Annotated in this window: 12 protein-coding genes and 2 pseudogenes; 4 read left to right on the top strand and 10 right to left on the bottom strand. The window is 42.3% G+C overall.

The features are described 5' to 3' along the window. Window positions 1-121 precede the first annotated feature (121 nt). Window positions 122-739, top strand: a complete 618-nt coding sequence (locus DXX93_RS09510; RefSeq protein WP_116007894.1) for a LysE family translocator — start codon at window positions 122-124, stop codon at window positions 737-739. Between the two features lie 174 nt (window positions 740-913). Here the strand turns inward: DXX93_RS09510 and DXX93_RS09505 are convergent. From DXX93_RS09505 to DXX93_RS09490, 4 genes and pseudogenes are all read right to left on the bottom strand, one after another. Next, window positions 914-1144 (bottom strand): annotated as a pseudogene (locus tag DXX93_RS09505) (transposase); the annotation flags it as partial. A gap of 271 nt (window positions 1145-1415) precedes the next feature. Beyond that, window positions 1416-1982, bottom strand: coding sequence for a hypothetical protein (locus DXX93_RS09500; protein ID WP_116007893.1), 567 nt, complete (start codon window positions 1980-1982; stop codon window positions 1416-1418). Between the two features lie 275 nt (window positions 1983-2257). Then, window positions 2258-4336: a bifunctional diguanylate cyclase/phosphodiesterase gene (locus DXX93_RS09495; protein WP_116007892.1), complete on the bottom strand. Its 2079-nt coding sequence runs from the start codon at window positions 4334-4336 to the stop codon at window positions 2258-2260. A 171-nt stretch (window positions 4337-4507) separates the two neighbouring features. Continuing rightward, window positions 4508-6055, bottom strand: a complete 1548-nt coding sequence (locus tag DXX93_RS09490) for a methyl-accepting chemotaxis protein (RefSeq protein ID WP_181902183.1) — start codon at window positions 6053-6055, stop codon at window positions 4508-4510. Window positions 6056-6281: 226 nt separating this feature from the next. Here DXX93_RS09490 and DXX93_RS09485 point away from each other — a divergent pair, with 226 nt between their 5' ends. The 3 genes from DXX93_RS09485 (at window position 6282) to DXX93_RS09475 (ending at window position 8380) form a co-directional block, all read left to right on the top strand. After that, window positions 6282-6986: a helix-turn-helix domain-containing protein gene (locus DXX93_RS09485; RefSeq protein ID WP_116007890.1), complete on the top strand. Its 705-nt coding sequence runs from the start codon at window positions 6282-6284 to the stop codon at window positions 6984-6986. 77 nt (window positions 6987-7063) lie between these two features. Then, window positions 7064-7726 carry a DUF1456 family protein gene (locus DXX93_RS09480; protein WP_116007889.1) on the top strand — a complete coding sequence of 221 codons (663 nt, stop codon included), beginning with the start codon at window positions 7064-7066 and terminating at the stop codon, window positions 7724-7726. Window positions 7727-7744: 18 nt separating this feature from the next. Continuing rightward, on the top strand, window positions 7745-8380 hold the full coding sequence (locus DXX93_RS09475; RefSeq protein WP_116007888.1) for a hypothetical protein: 636 nt from the start codon (window positions 7745-7747) through the stop codon (window positions 8378-8380). A gap of 166 nt (window positions 8381-8546) precedes the next feature. On the opposite strand, the pseudogene DXX93_RS09470 reads toward DXX93_RS09475, so the two are convergent. From DXX93_RS09470 to thrS, 6 genes and pseudogenes are all read right to left on the bottom strand, one after another. Next, window positions 8547-10253, bottom strand: a pseudogene (locus DXX93_RS09470) (methyl-accepting chemotaxis protein); the annotation flags it as partial. 237 nt (window positions 10254-10490) lie between these two features. Then, window positions 10491-11594: a phosphoribosylaminoimidazolesuccinocarboxamide synthase gene (locus DXX93_RS09465; RefSeq protein WP_116007886.1), complete on the bottom strand. Its 1104-nt coding sequence runs from the start codon at window positions 11592-11594 to the stop codon at window positions 10491-10493. A 156-nt stretch (window positions 11595-11750) separates the two neighbouring features. Then, window positions 11751-12110: a 50S ribosomal protein L20 gene (gene rplT / locus DXX93_RS09460; protein ID WP_116000136.1), complete on the bottom strand. Its 360-nt coding sequence runs from the start codon at window positions 12108-12110 to the stop codon at window positions 11751-11753. A gap of 16 nt (window positions 12111-12126) precedes the next feature. Next, a complete protein-coding gene (rpmI, locus tag DXX93_RS09455) occupies window positions 12127-12321 on the bottom strand; it encodes a 50S ribosomal protein L35 (RefSeq protein WP_116000135.1) in 195 nt (64 codons plus the stop codon). Window positions 12322-12477: 156 nt separating this feature from the next. Next, the gene (gene infC, locus DXX93_RS09450; protein WP_181901807.1) at window positions 12478-13044 is read right to left on the bottom strand and encodes a translation initiation factor IF-3; all 567 of its coding nucleotides are present in this window, start codon (window positions 13042-13044) and stop codon (window positions 12478-12480) included. Between the two features lie 93 nt (window positions 13045-13137). Continuing rightward, window positions 13138-15048, bottom strand: coding sequence for a threonine--tRNA ligase (gene thrS, locus DXX93_RS09445; protein ID WP_116007884.1), 1911 nt, complete (start codon window positions 15046-15048; stop codon window positions 13138-13140). Window positions 15049-15074: the final 26 nt, after the last annotated feature.

Genomic DNA, 15074 nt, shown 5'->3' with positions numbered 1-15074 from the left:
CTAACAAGCTGTTTAACGTAGCAAGATCACTAAGAACGCTTGGCTTGGTTCGTTTCAGCCACAAGTTTAGCCAAGCACTTTCCGCCTTGTAGCAAGGCGTTAGTTTTATGGAGGAAATATTGTGGAAATCTGGAAGCTATTGTTCTTCATACCTGTGTGTTTTGCGCTCAATATGACCCCGGGTCCAAACAACTTATTGTCTATGAACAACGCTCGTTGTTACGGCTTTAAGTCTGCTTTTATTGCTGGTCTTGGTCGAATAGCTGCATTCGCTGTAATGATTGCTTTGGCTGCTTCAGGATTAGCTGTCGTTCTATATGCATCTGAGACTCTATTTCTAACCATTAAAGTTGTGGGGGCAGCTTACTTATTGTGGATTGCTTTTAATCTTTGGCGCTCGGACGATAGTCCCGCTGCTGAACTAGACAATACTCGCAACCGACTAGGTTTAGCTAAACAAGAATTTTTACTAGCCGCAGGTAATCCAAAGGCAATATTAATCTTTACAGCCTTTCTGCCACAGTTTGTCGATGTTTCGGCTAGTGCCAATGAACAGTTCTTCGTTTTAGGGGCTACGTTCCTAATACTAGAAACGGGGGCAATATCGATTTATGCCATATTCGGCATATATTTAAGGCAGTGGTTCACGGAGCCGAAAATGGTAAAGCGCTTCAATAGATGCTGCGCAACCTTTTTAGCTATGTCTGGAACAAGCCTATTATTAAGTCGCCAGCAATAAAACTAACAAGCGCCTTAACAAAGACAACAAAACTTTGTTGTCACAGTTTTAGCAAACAACGCAAAAAACCGTGCCAAGACATTACTTGTTAGGCGAGAAGTCATATACGACAACAATTTCAAGGGTGAAAGTTATTCCAATCAAGCGCCCTTTTTTGAATTTCTCTATAGAAGTTTAGAGCTGATCTAACGATTTCCAATTTCTTATTGGCATCGTCGCATTTTTTAGGGGCTTGCGCTTCTTGATAGCTTTGCGGATAACTGAGTTGAGCGATTCAATAACGTTAGTGGTGGAAATCGCTCTTCCAATACCTTGAGAGCAATTAAAAATGGTGCTGACGTTTTGCCTGTTATTGCGCCACGAACGAGAGATGTTGGGGGATTTACTGTCCCAGCGCTGCTCAAATTAGTCTAAGGCCATCAAGACTTTACCTTACGAAATTTAGTTAAATCTGCGTCTGACTTAGTAGGTTTAGCGGCTTGCTTAATAAACACTTCTAGTTTTTTTCATTCGTCACTGCCTACGCTAAACCCATTATAAAGATAATAATAGGCAGTTACACAGGTTTAGCTACAGAGTCCTTTCATAGGATATTTTTAGAAATTTTAGCGGTTTTAGTTTTGGACTGACTCCATAGATTTGTCGCAACTCAGAGATAATTTGCTTTCGTTCGTCGTTAAAGATCCTCTTGTGGTGCTTCCGGTGGAGATGAAATAAATACTTTTAGCATCGCTGTAGCAGCTTCAGGAGAAATTTGTTTACTGCGCTCCTGCTCTTTCAGTTTTTGAGTAAATTCTTTCCTAATGTCTAAGGCTGCCAAACTCTTATCGGCTAGCTGTTGTTCAAGTGAGCGTATAACTTGCTTTTTTTCTTCCTCATCAAGTGTCGATGATTGTTTTACTTCTCTTATTTCCTTTTCTATTTTTTTTATTTCTTCCTCAATACTATCTTTTAATACCTTCATTTTTCGATAGTCATTAGGCAGCTCGTTTACACTTTCCTGATATTTTTCTTGCGCTGCTTCATACTCTACCCGCTTTTGCTCATCAGCCTTGTTATTGGATTTTTGATCTAATCTCAACATTGAAAACGCGTTTGAAGATAACGTTAACTTTATTCCCTTGTTTTCTGGTTCTGCGATTTTAGGCTGCAAGGGTGAATCATTTGGTGCTAACTTGTTATCTTTCTCACGAAATGAGCGTTTGGGCTGGTGCAGATATGCTTGATTTGTCAGAATTTCCATCGCAAAGTTCCATTTTGAAATTATCAACAAAATTCAGTATACGTTGATTATTCAATTGTGTGAAGTTTTCATTGAACACTTAGCTTTCTTTTGATTTAACTTCGGTAAATCAAACTTTTAAGCCCAAGTGTTCAATGAAGCTGCACTATATTTATCACAAATCCAAGTCTGTGAATTCACTGATTTTGCCAACGTCACCCAAACAGGCCACTTGCGAACAGATTATCACTAACAAATGCCGCTCAAATAGTTGAAATAACACAAATCGCTCAGTATTAATGCAGCCTTTCCGGCTGGTGGAAGTGATAGCCCTGATACATATCCACGCCAAACTCTTTAACTTTGTCTAACACCTGTGCGTTGGCAACGTATTCGGCAACCACTTTAATATCCAGTGAGTGGCAGAAATTAACGATGGTATTAACAATCACTTGGTGCTTTTCATTAGCGTCAATTTGTTTAATCAGCGAGCCGTCGATCTTAATAATATCAACGGGCAAACGAGTTAAGTATTCAAAGTTAGAGTAGCCAGAGCCGAAATCATCAATAGCAATTTGGCATTGATGTTCTTTAAGCTTAACAAGGAAATCAGCAAATTTTTGATCGTCTAACTCATAGTTTTCAGACTCCACTAGCTCGATGATCACGTTTTTACCGAGTTGATATTTATCCAGTAGTGAAAGAATAAGCCGCGCGGTATAGCGATCTGAAATATCAGCTTTCGATAAATTTAACGAGAAGCGTTGTTGCTTGTTGGCAAAATATTCAAATGCTTTTTCAATGACCACGCGAGAAAGGCTTGCATAAACTTTAGATCGCTTGGCGTAACCCAAAAACTCAACGGGGGAGACATATTGCTGCTTTTCCGGATCAAAGTAACGCATTAATACTTCAGTTGAGTAATAATCGTGTTGTTGATTCACAATTTTTTGCCCGAATATCACAATCCCGTTACCGGCTACCGCTGATTTAAGACGGTTAGTCCAATCAATCGTCGATAACAGGCGGCTATGAATATTACTGTCTTGTGTAAATACCGAGATTTTTTGGTTGAGCTCATCACCACCCACCAATGCCATTCTCGCTCGACTCAGTAAGTCGGCATCCGGCATCCACTGCGCTAGACCAAATTGGAAAGAGAGTGAAAATGTATTAGTGAGGGTTTCAAATTCTTCGTTTTCCAATTGCTGCTGCCAGTCAACACACTGCTTAATAAATTGATTAAACGGCTGTTGGTTAGACACCAACAATGCAAACGAGCGATTAGAATGGCGGTATAAACTCACCTCACTTGAGATAAGTTTGCTAATGCAAAACGCGATTTTAGCGACAACGCGATAGTATTCTTTAATATCGTATGCATTTTGAATCATGTCCAAGTCTGGAATATCGACTATCGCGATATGACAAGGTGACTTTTTATGGGTATCGGTTAATAAGGTGGCGTACGTAAATGCTTTGGTAATGGGGTCAGTTGTTTGCTGCTTGTTAATGCGCTTTTGCTGGTAAAGTTCGGTCACTTCTTGGCGTATGGCAATAAACTCACTAATTTCGTTGTGGTCATTGAAAATTGGCGCAATCGTACTTTTTACGATATAGGTGTCACCATTTTTTTTGCGATTTTTGATCACACCTTGCCATATTTCACCGCTTGAGATTGTTTTCCATAGCTCTCTAAATACCGCGGTATCCATTTCGGGGTGGCGAATAATACTGTGGCTTTGCCCAATTAACTCTTGCGCGACATAACCAGACGTTTCGCAAAAATTATCGTTTACATAGGTAATAACCCCTTGCGGCGTTGTTTTTGACACAATTGACGAAGCGTCTATCACCTTTTTGTGTTCGCGTAGTAGCTGAACATAAGGATTAATAATATTGAGCTGCTCTTGGTATCGCGATGCTTTTTGTTTATCTGACTGACCTTGCTGCGCTGAGTATACCTTTGGCTCCTTGTGTGTTTCGTCTCGCCCAGACTGCTCTTTGACTAGATTTCTCAAAGTGGCATGGATATAACTTTGATCCGAGCGGGTAATTTTAACAATCGTCATTTCAGCCCATAGCAACTCGTTATCCATAGTTTGGAAAAGCCAAGAAAAGCGCTGTTGACCGAATTGATAGCAATCGAGCATTTTCTGCCAGCCCTGCTCTTGTGATAAGTTACCGTCAGGCTGATACAAAGGCGATACCTGCCAAATGCTGGTGGTAAAACACTGCTGGCGATCGGAAAATTTAAAAAACTTTAGTGCTGCTTGATTGCAATCAATTACATCGTCACCTTTTAAGATCATCATGGGATCTTTGGCATCGACTAATAACTCGGGGAAACGTGGGGCTAATACTGCTTCGCTCATGGATTACCTTTGCTTTAACCTTTCCATTTTTGTGAATAATTCTCGGCAAAATCCTGCGCTAACAACTTTTGCTATGAATGACTTACTCACACTATATAATTACTTCCTGTTATTGCCTTGGGCTTTTGTAAGGCCCGGTATTAGGGCTTTGGTTAAGCCTAGTATTAGGACTTATCTTAAAAACTGTGCGACTAAGCGCTGCTGATCACTAATTCTTTGCAGCAAACTATGACTTAATTCGCTTGCACTGTGACTGTGACTTTCACTTTCTGTTGTCATCGCACTGATGATTTCAATGTTTTGGCTAATCTGCTCAGCAACAACGGCTTGTTGCTCAACATTCAGTGAAATATTGGTGCTTTGGCTTGCCAGCCGCTTCACCTCAGTGTTGATTTCTGTTAGTGCTAGCTGGGTTTCTTTCGCTAACGCAACACAACCGGAAGAAAGCTCACCGCTATGACTCATCTCAGTTATCACCTCATTCGATTGAGTCTGGATTTCGGCGAGGATTTCATTGATTTCTTTGGTTGACGACTGGGTGCGAATCGCCAATGCCCTGACCTCTTCTGCTACAACGGAGAAGCCGCGACCTTGCTCACCCGCTCGCGCCGCTTCAATTGCCGCATTTAGTGCCAATAAATTTGTTTGCTCAGCAATGCTGCTGATTTCGACTAAGGCCGACTCGATCGCATTCGTCCCCTGTACAAGTCGCTCAATCGTTGTACCCACACGATCAAGGTGCTGAGAGAGGTTGTCAATCGACGTTAGCATATCCGTTACTGTCGTTTGGCTCAGCTCAGATAATTCGATACCTTGCGCAGTTGCGCTGTTGCCCTGCTTCACATTGCTGGAAATATGGTTAATGGTGTCAGACAGTTCTCTGATCGCTTGTGATACATGGGATGTTTCGTGTCGCTGCTCGCTACATACGCTGGATGCTTGTTGCCCAAACTCATGACAATCATTGGCCGCTTGGGTGACTTTAGTTGAAACGTCACATACGCGCCCAACAACCGCGTTAAGCTCTGCTTTGCGCATTTTAAGGGCAAGAATCACTGAGCCGATATCGTCCGTAGAGCCAGAGTACAAATAGTTCATCAGCGGGTTGTCGTAAACCGATTTGGTCTCTTTGACCATAGCACGATACTTTACACGCCAATACGAGAATAATCCTAAGCAGACTACCACCAAAGCAACTAGTGGCAGCATGGCCATTATCAGGCTGGGATAAAGTGCTGGTAGTGCTAGGGTGTAGAGAAGAATTAGGGAGAGTAACAGTTGCACCCAGCGTGTTGCATCCGTACATATCTTTAATTTGGCGGGCAGTTTTTCCTGTTTTAATTGTTGATACATGTGCTCTGCGCGAGCTATCACATCGCGATCAGGCTGAGTGCGAATCGATTGATATTCAACGATATTACCTTGTGCATCCTTGATCGGCGTGACAAACGCATTTACCCAATAAAAATCACCGGTTTTACAACGATTTTTAACCGGCCCCATCCATGATTGCCCTGCTTGAATAAACTGCCACATATTGGCAAACGCCTGTTTTGGCATGTCTGGATGGCGAACGATATTGTGCGCTTGGTTAATTAACTCATCGCTTGTGTAGCCTGCTGTTTTGCAAAATTTATCATTGGCATATTTAATATGGCTAGATTTGTCGGTAACCGAAATTAACACATCATCATGGTGTAACTTTACTTCGCGTGACATCCTTTCAACTACCATTAACTGTGAAGAAGTGATGGTTAGCTTGTAAACTAAATCAGCTGGGGTCAAATATGATAAATTGTGTCAACTACAGATTGACAGTTGACAAGTAAACCGAGAAATTCTCTTATACATGGTAAGTGTCGCGAGGGGGATTTGATTTAGATCAATTGTTTGCATAACGAACTCGGTAATATAAACGCCTGTTTGAATTTTTTACCTGCCGTTAATGGGACATAAGTTTTCTTCTCGCTTAAAAAAGCTGCTCAAGCGCAGAAAAATGTCCATTTCTGAGCTGTCTCGATTAACCAATATTAGTCGCCAGTCTATATATAAATGGTTAGCCACTGATCATATCAGCCCGCAATCTATCACTAAGTTGGCTCGCAGCTTAGCAGTCGACGAAGATTGGCTGCGCTACGGCGTAAAGCCCTTTATTACCCGCGACAACAATGAAGTAAAGGAAAAAAGCGCGTTTATTAAAGTGATCGACAATCACGCCTTTGATGACACTAAACGCCACTTAGACAAACTTGATGTGCTCGTCGGCGCCTATCATTTTAATAATGGAAAAATTACTTGCTACAACACCAGTTCGGTTTTAAACCCGAAAGCGCCGATGATTGATAGCTTTCATGATATCGGTCAGCACGTCTATCTCCCGCAGCTTAAACGCATCAAATTACATGCCCTTAAATTACTGAAACAGCTAACTGTTGATGATTTTTACCTCAGTACATTTCACAATACGCATATTTATCAATGTACCTTACTCCCTATTTTCAACCACACTCACTTAGTGGAAGGCATTTCGTTTTGCGTTAAAAAGGTGTTTGTAAACCAAGACATGTTATCAAGATGCTTGAAAGCCAAATGCGATACTTGTATCAACCAACTTTACTGTGATTTTGCCGCTAATAACGCCGTAAGTTAATACCTTAAAAAACCAGCCAACACCTAACACTTATTTCATGCTAAAATCGCGCTTTATTTTTTGCATGAGATTAATCAGTGACCAATAACGACATTCTGCGCAGGCTGCGTTTCACTTTTAACTACACCGACAAGCAGCTTTGCGACCTATTTGCCTTGGCGGATGTTGGGGTTACCACAGAGCAGGTGGTCAATTGGTTGAAAAAGGACGATGACAAAGACCAGGTAAATTTGCCCGATCAAAAGTTGGCCGCCTTTCTCAATGGTTGGATCGTTAAAAATCGCGGTAAGAAAGATGGTCAACTTCCTGTCAATGAAAAGCAGCTAACCAATAATCTTATCTTAAACAAGATAAAAATCGCTTTGTCGTTAAAAGCGGATGATATTCTATCCTTACTTAAAAAAGTTGATTTTAATCTCGGTAAAGCAGAGTTGAGTGCCTTCTTTCGAAAGCCAGATCACAAGCACTATCGCCAGTGTAAAGATCAAATCGTGCGAAACTTATTAACCGCCCTACAACAACACCATCGACCAATAAAAGCATCGCCAGCTGGCGACAATGCAGAATCAACGGTCAAAAGTCAGGTAAAAAGCCCAGTTAAAAAGCAAACAACCCAAGGGGCGCGACCCAACAAAAGCAAAGTTTACGTCAACCCTAACGCAAAGGCGAAAAGCACGCCCAAAAGCGGCAACACATTAAAACTTAAACCAGAGCAAATCTGGGGAACCACTGATAAATAGCACAAACGGGCTAATTTAATGACTGAATATACCTTTTCTTTTCAAACAGCAGAGATTAAAACTAATTTTGAATGGCAGCTTTACCAAGAGCTAAACGTTTATGACGGTGAACAGTTGATTGCCAAAGTGGAGCTGGAGCTGTTAACAATCAATAAAAATCGAAATGCCAAGCAAAGCTATGAAGCGTTAGAGCAGCTTGGCGCGACAGATTGGGAACTGCCACTTCACCTTTACTTTAAAGGTCACAACGTTAATAGTGAGTTAAGCGAGCAGCTGGCGGTAAAGCAAGAAAGCAAAAAAGCCACGCAACACATTATGATAGAAGCGTTCAGTGTGTTACCGAGTTATCAAGGTAATAACCTTGGTAATACAATACTTGCGCAACTTGCAAAAGAATATCCCAAAGCACAATCGTTTTGGTTAATGGCGATGCCTATGCATTACTTTATCGACCCACAAGCTTGTGAGCTGGAAGAAGATAAAGACTATTACCAAGCGATGGACTTAACCCGTGATTCCGCATCAAGCCAAAACATTGCTGGCTATTTCGAAAAGCAAGGTTTTATCAAGCTAACGATAGATGAAGCATTACTTGCTGAGCCATTGCCCTATGAGCTGCTCGTTGCTTCACCACATTTATTGACAGCAAGTTAAGTTTATTTGCCCTAGCGATTAGCCAAAAGCTCAATAAACTCAAATCTGTACGATAAAAAACCAAGTTAACACCACATAAAAAACCACCTTAATTTAAGGTGGTTTTTTGTTGCCTATTGGTACCAGTTATTGCAGTGGGCGCATAACTGATGCGAGATAACAAAGGCTAGAAATCTTGCCATTCGTTAACAACCGCTGGGCGCACTCTCGTTGCGGGTTTTGGTCGTGGTGCTGGTACACGAGCCGCAACTACAGGTTGTTGAGCATCATCAGTTTCAAAATTTGAGACTTGCTCAAGTAAGTTCTGTGCTTGTTCTTCCATTGAGCGACTGGCTGCCGTTGCTTCTTCAACTAACGCCGCATTTTGCTGTGTCATTGAATCCATTTGCGAAACCGCATTACTCACTTCGCTAATGCCCACGGCTTGCTCACGACTCGCTGAATCAATATCAGAGATCATGGTGACCACTTCTTTTACCGCACCAATAACATCGCTAAATGTCTTGCCCGTATCATCAACCAACTTACTACCTTGGTTTACGGCATCAACGCTATCATTAATTAGGCCTTTAATTTCCTTCGCCGCTGAAGCACTGCGCTGCGCTAAGTTACGCACTTCACTGGCAACAACGGCAAAACCGCGCCCTTGCTCGCCTGCGCGCGCGGCTTCAACAGCGGCGTTTAGTGCAAGTAGGTTTGTTTGGAAGGCAATTTCATCAATAACACCAATGATGTCAGAAATTTTCTTGCTCGACTTTTCGATAGCCTGCATAGCAGTAATCGCGTTATTCACAACATCGCCACCATCACTCGCTTTACTCATCGCCGCAGTAGAAAGTTTGGTTGCTTCAGTCGCATTATTCGCATTCTGCTGTACGGTAGAAGTCAGCTGCTCCATCGCAGAGGCTGTTTCTTCAAGGCTTGCTGCTTGTGATTCAGTGCGCTGACTTAATTCGCCGTTACCAACAGCCAGTTCGCGCGAAGAATGGAACACGTGATCCGCAGCGTCGCGAATAGTGCTCATCATTTCGTTTAAGTGATCAAGTAACGAATTCATAGAATCGCCGAGCACTGAAAATTCAGCACCTAAATCAGCGTCAATACGATTAGTGAGATCGCCTTGAGACAATGACATGATGGTTTCTTTGATTTCAGAAATGGCTTGTTTACGCTGGGTAATATCTGTTGCGTATTTTACCACTTTGTATGGTTTGCCACTGAAATCAAGAATTGGGTTGTATGATGCTTGGATCCAGACTTCTTTACCGAATTTACCTAAGCGAAGATATTCGCCAGAATCAAATTCGCCTTTGTTCAATTTTTGCCAAAACTCTTGATATTCAGCGCTTCGAGCTAACTCAGGCTCAGCAAACATACTGTGATGCTTACCTTTAATTTCACTTAACGAGTAGCCCATGGTGGCTAGAAAATTGTCATTGGCGGTAATGATGGTGCCATCAAGGTTAAATTCAATCACCGCTTGTGACTTACTGATCGCATCAATCTGACCTTGGTAGTTCGCCGCAGCTAATTTTTGCGCGGTAACATCAGTCGCGAACTTAATAACACCTGTTGGCTTGCCGTCTTCGTCAAATACCGGGTTATATGACGCTTGAATCCACACTTCCTTACCGTCTTTACCAAGGCGCTGATATTCACCCATTTCAAATTCACCTTGGTTTAGTTTCTGCCAAAACGCTTTATATTCTGGCGACTCAGCTTGACCAGGCACCGCAAACATACTGTGATGCTTACCGACGATTTCTTCCAAGCTATACCCCATGGTATTTAGAAAGTTATCATTGGCAGTAATAATTGTGCCATCTAAGTTAAATTCGATAACGGCCTGTACCTTGTTTAAGGCATCGACCTTTGCGACTAGGTGTTGATATTCAAGATCTTGGGTACTAGCGCTTTTAGTTGCCATATATGCAAATTCCTTTGTCGTACTGCTTAATAGGGGAATACAATTTATGAGAAATTAGCTCAATAAAACCAATCTCGCAATGTTTATATGTCAATAAGGGATTAATTGTTAAAAGCATATCTTGGCTGTGGCCATTGTGCGCTTTTTTCAAGCAACTCAACGGCCAAAACCAGTGATGCGGTGTTAATCAACCAGCTGATATTCGCGTTTTAAAATATCAATAATTTCTGCTTTGGGGTTATCACTTAGCTCTATTTTTTGGCCGGTAATTTTCTCAGCGATATCCGTGTAAGTTTTCGATACTTGCATTAACACTTGGGCTGGTAACTCGTTGTCTTTGGCCAGTGCGGTGCGCTCACTCATGCGCGCTTTATTTAACAAAATATCAGGCTCTGGAAAGTGATTCAGTAAGAGTTGACGGAACCCTTCTTTTGAGTTTTCAACCACGTTACCCGCGCGGTATTGTTCACCATCCCAAATGCGTGATGAGTCTGGTGTGCCCACTTCATCCATATAAATCAGCTTGTCGTTACCGGCTTTGTCTTTGACATAGCCAAATTCAAATTTAGTATCGACAAAAATTTGGTCAAGCTTAGCAAGCGCCTCTGAAATCACATCAAAGCCTTGTGTCAGTAGCTTTTCATACAAGGCAATATCATCAACCGACTTAAAATTAAACGCTTCGAAATTGTCGACAATGTTTTTACGGGTAATGTTGACATCATCTGCTTCTGGTACATCAGGTATCCCTGTTAAAATACCTTTCGTTGATGGCGTTTGTAGCAGCTCTGGTAATTTACTGTCTTTACCTAAGTCCGCTGGTAATTCAATACCGCAAAACTCACGTTCGCCTTTTTCGTAGGCGCGCCACATTGACCCCGTAATATATTGACGACAGATTGCCTCAATCATCACAGGTTGTGCTTTTTGTACAATCCATACAAAGGGATGAGGAATATCAAGAATGTGACTATCCGCTAAGCCTTGCTCTTTAAACAGCTTAAACCAATGGTTTGAAACCGCATTGAGAGCTGCGCCCTTACCCGGTACACCGCGCATGCCACCCTCGCCTGTCCAAATACAGTCAAAGGCTGAAATGCGATCGCTGATCACCATTATAGCTAATGGTGTATCGGCAGGTACGTCGTATCCTTTTTCTTCGATTAAACGGCGGCTATCTGCTTGAGTTAACCAATAAACGCTACGAACTTTACCACTGTGAACAGGTTTATCAGTGCGGATGGGTAAATCATCATTTACCGCCAAAACTTGATCAGCAAGACTCATGCTTATACTTTCCTTTAAAGAATCTATTAGTCTGATTTCAGCGTGTGAAAGCACAATAATAATTTCTTTAGGCTTTTGTTAACTAATAAATGTTAGCTAATAAAAAAGGACGCTAGTGCGTCCTTTTTTGTGTTTCAACTATTCAAATAGTCAAGCTTATGCAGCTAATGCTGCGTTTGCTTTTTCTACTAGAACAGTGAAAGCAGCTTTATCGTATACAGCGATGTCTGCTAAGATCTTACGATCAATCTCGATAGAAGCTTTCTTCAAACCGTTGATGAAACGGCTGTAAGATAAACCATTTTGACGAGATGCAGCGTTGATACGCGCAATCCAAAGTTGACGGAATTGACGCTTACGTTGACGACGGTCACGGTATGCGTATTGGCCAGCTTTAGTTACCGCTTGGAAAGCAACGCGATATACGCGACTACGAGCACCGTAGTAACCTTTAGCTTGCTTTAAAACTTTTTTGTGAGAACGGCGTGCTACAACACCACGTTTTACTCTTGCCATTGTCTAAGTTCTCCTATTAAGCGTGACGTAACATTTTCTTAACTGACTTGATGTCAGAAGCGGCAACTAGGCATTTAGCACGTAAGTGACGCTTAACTTTGGTACGGCGCTTAGTCAGGATGTGACGAAGACCAGCTTGCTTGAATTTATAGCCGTTAGCTGTAGGCTTAAAGCGCTTTGCAGCACCTTTGTTAGTTTTCATTTTAGGCATGAAAAATACTCCGCATTTCTGCCATTAATATTAAGTTATCAAGGCGAGAGTGCTAATTGCGCTCTACTTGCAGGCCTTAATAACCAGCTTTGCGATAATAGTGGTGAGCAATCCAATTATAAAAATAAGCGGATTAGCTACTTGTCGACCAAACTATTAACGTTTGATTGGTGCGAGAACCATAATCATCTGACGACCTTCTGCCTTTTTCGGGAAGAATTCGACCGATGCTACGTCTTGTAAATCCGCTTTAACACGGTTTAAAAGCTCGATACCAATGTCTTGGTGGGCCATTTCACGACCGCGGAAACGAACTGTTACCTTGGCCTTGTCACCACCTTCTAAAAAGCGCTTCAGGTTGCGTAGTTTGACCTGATAGTCGCCTTCATCTGTACCAGGACGGAATTTAATTTCCTTAACCTGAATTTGTTTCTGCTTTTTACGCTGTTCTTTTTGCTCTTTGGCTTTTTCGTAAAGGAACTTACCGTAATCCATTACGCGACACACAGGTGGTTTTGCAGTTGGGCTGATTTCCACTAAATCAACACCTGCTTGCTCCGCTAAGTTCATTGCTTCATTTAACGTTACGATACCAGCTGCTTCGCCGTCATAACCAATTAAGCGAACTTCATTGCCAGGGATACCTGTAATTAACTCATTTAAACGATGTGCCGGCTCTTTTTGACCGCCTCTTTGACCACCTTTAATAGCCTGTTCCTCCAAAGAACTAAAAATAATCAGGCATGGTTTTACATACATGCCTGGATAAAATAACGTGTTGTGTCCGTATTAACTTTAACTGGTGACAGAACCCAATTAAGTTCTATCGCTAACTTCTTGTGTTAGCTTAGCAATAAAGTCGTCAACCGACATTTTTCCTAAATCTTCACCACCGCGTGTACGAACAGCAATTTCGCCATTTTCCATCTCTTTGTCACCAACGACTAAAAGATATGGAACACGCTTCAAAGTGTGCTCGCGGATTTTAAAGCCTATCTTCTCATTTCTCAAGTCAACTTTGGCTCTAAATCCATTTTCTTTCAGTTTTTTAACAACATTTTCACAATATTCACCTTGTTTGTCGGTGATATTCATGACGGTTGCCTGAATTGGTGATAACCAAGTTGGGAATTTGCCTGAGTATTCTTCGATTAAAATACCGATGAAACGCTCAAGTGAACCTAAGATGGCACGGTGGATCATGACTGGTACATGGCGCTCGCCATCTTCACCAATGTATGACGCATCTAAACGACCCGGTAGTGCAAAGTCTAGCTGCACCGTACCACATTGCCAGTTACGGCCTAGACAATCGAGTAAAGTAAATTCAATTTTCGGCCCGTAGAATGCGCCCTCGCCCGGTAAGTATTCAAATGGGATGTCTAAAGAGTTAAGCGCGTTTGCCAAGCCTTCTTCGGCTTTATCCCAAATTTCATCCGCACCAATGCGTTTTTCAGGACGTGTTGAAAGTTTTACTAAAATATCTTCAAAACCAAAGGTTTTGTACACATCGTAAACCATTTCAATACACTTAGTGACTTCTGCTTGTACTTGATCTTCAGTACAGAAAATATGGGCATCATCTTGCGTGAAACCACGTACGCGCATTAAGCCGTGCAATGCACCTGATGGCTCATTGCGGTGACAACAGCCAAATTCCGCCATACGCAGCGGTAAATCACGGTATGACTTCAAGCCTTGGTTGAAAATTTGTACATGACCTGGGCAGTTCATTGGCTTGATCGCATATTCACGCTTTTCAGATTCTGTCGTGAACATGTTTTCTGCGTATTTATCCCAGTGACCAGAGCGCTCCCACAACTGACGATCCATCATCAATGGGCCTTTTACTTCGTCGTAGTCGTACTCGTGTAGCTTTTGGCGAACGAATTTTTCAAGTTCAGTGTAAATGGTCCAACCATCGTTGTGCCAGAACACCATACCCGGCGCTTCAGTTTGCCAGTGGAATAAATCTAACGCTTTACCAATTTTACGATGGTCGCGCTTTTCTGCTTCCGCTAAGCGTTGTAAGTAAGCTTTTAATTGCTTCTTATCCGCCCATGCGGTGCCGTAAATACGCTGGAGCATTTTGTTTTCAGAATCACCACGCCAGTAGGCACCAGCCACATTCATCAGTTTAAAGTGATGGCAGTGCTTCATGTTTGGTACGTGTGGGCCACGACACATGTCGATGTATTCTTCGTGGTGGTACAAGCCTGGACGATCATCTTTGTCGATGTTTTCGTCAAGAATTTCCATCTTGTAGCTTTCGCCACGCGCTTCAAACGTATCGCGTGCTTCTTGCCAAGAAACTGTTTTCTTCACAACCGCATAGTTAGTTTTAGCAAGCTCAAGCATGCGCTTTTCTAACTTGGCTAAGTCTTCATCGTTTAGCGCTTGGTCTAAATCAATATCGTAGTAAAAACCATTGTCGATGGTTGGACCAATCGCCATTTTTACATCGGGGAATAATTGCTTGATGGCGTGACCTAGCAAGTGCGCACAAGAGTGACGAATAATCTCCAGACCGTCTTCGTCTTTCGCAGTGATCAACTGTAGCTGGCAGTCTTCGGTGATCATTTCGCACGCATCAACGCGCTCACCATTAATGCGACCGGCAAGTGTCGCTTTAGCTAAACCAGGGCCAATATCTGCGGCAACATCCATTACAGAGACCGCATTGTCGAAAGAGCGTTGACTTCCGTCTGGGAGAGTAATTACAGGCATGAATTTTCCTTTCACAGTGGCGACGC

The sequence above is a fragment of the Thalassotalea euphylliae genome, from assembly GCF_003390335.1.
Taxonomy (GTDB): Bacteria; Pseudomonadota; Gammaproteobacteria; order Enterobacterales; family Alteromonadaceae; genus Thalassotalea_F; species Thalassotalea_F euphylliae_B.
Note: the sequence above shows the minus strand (reverse complement) of the source record. Positions and strands in the feature narration are given on the sequence as shown.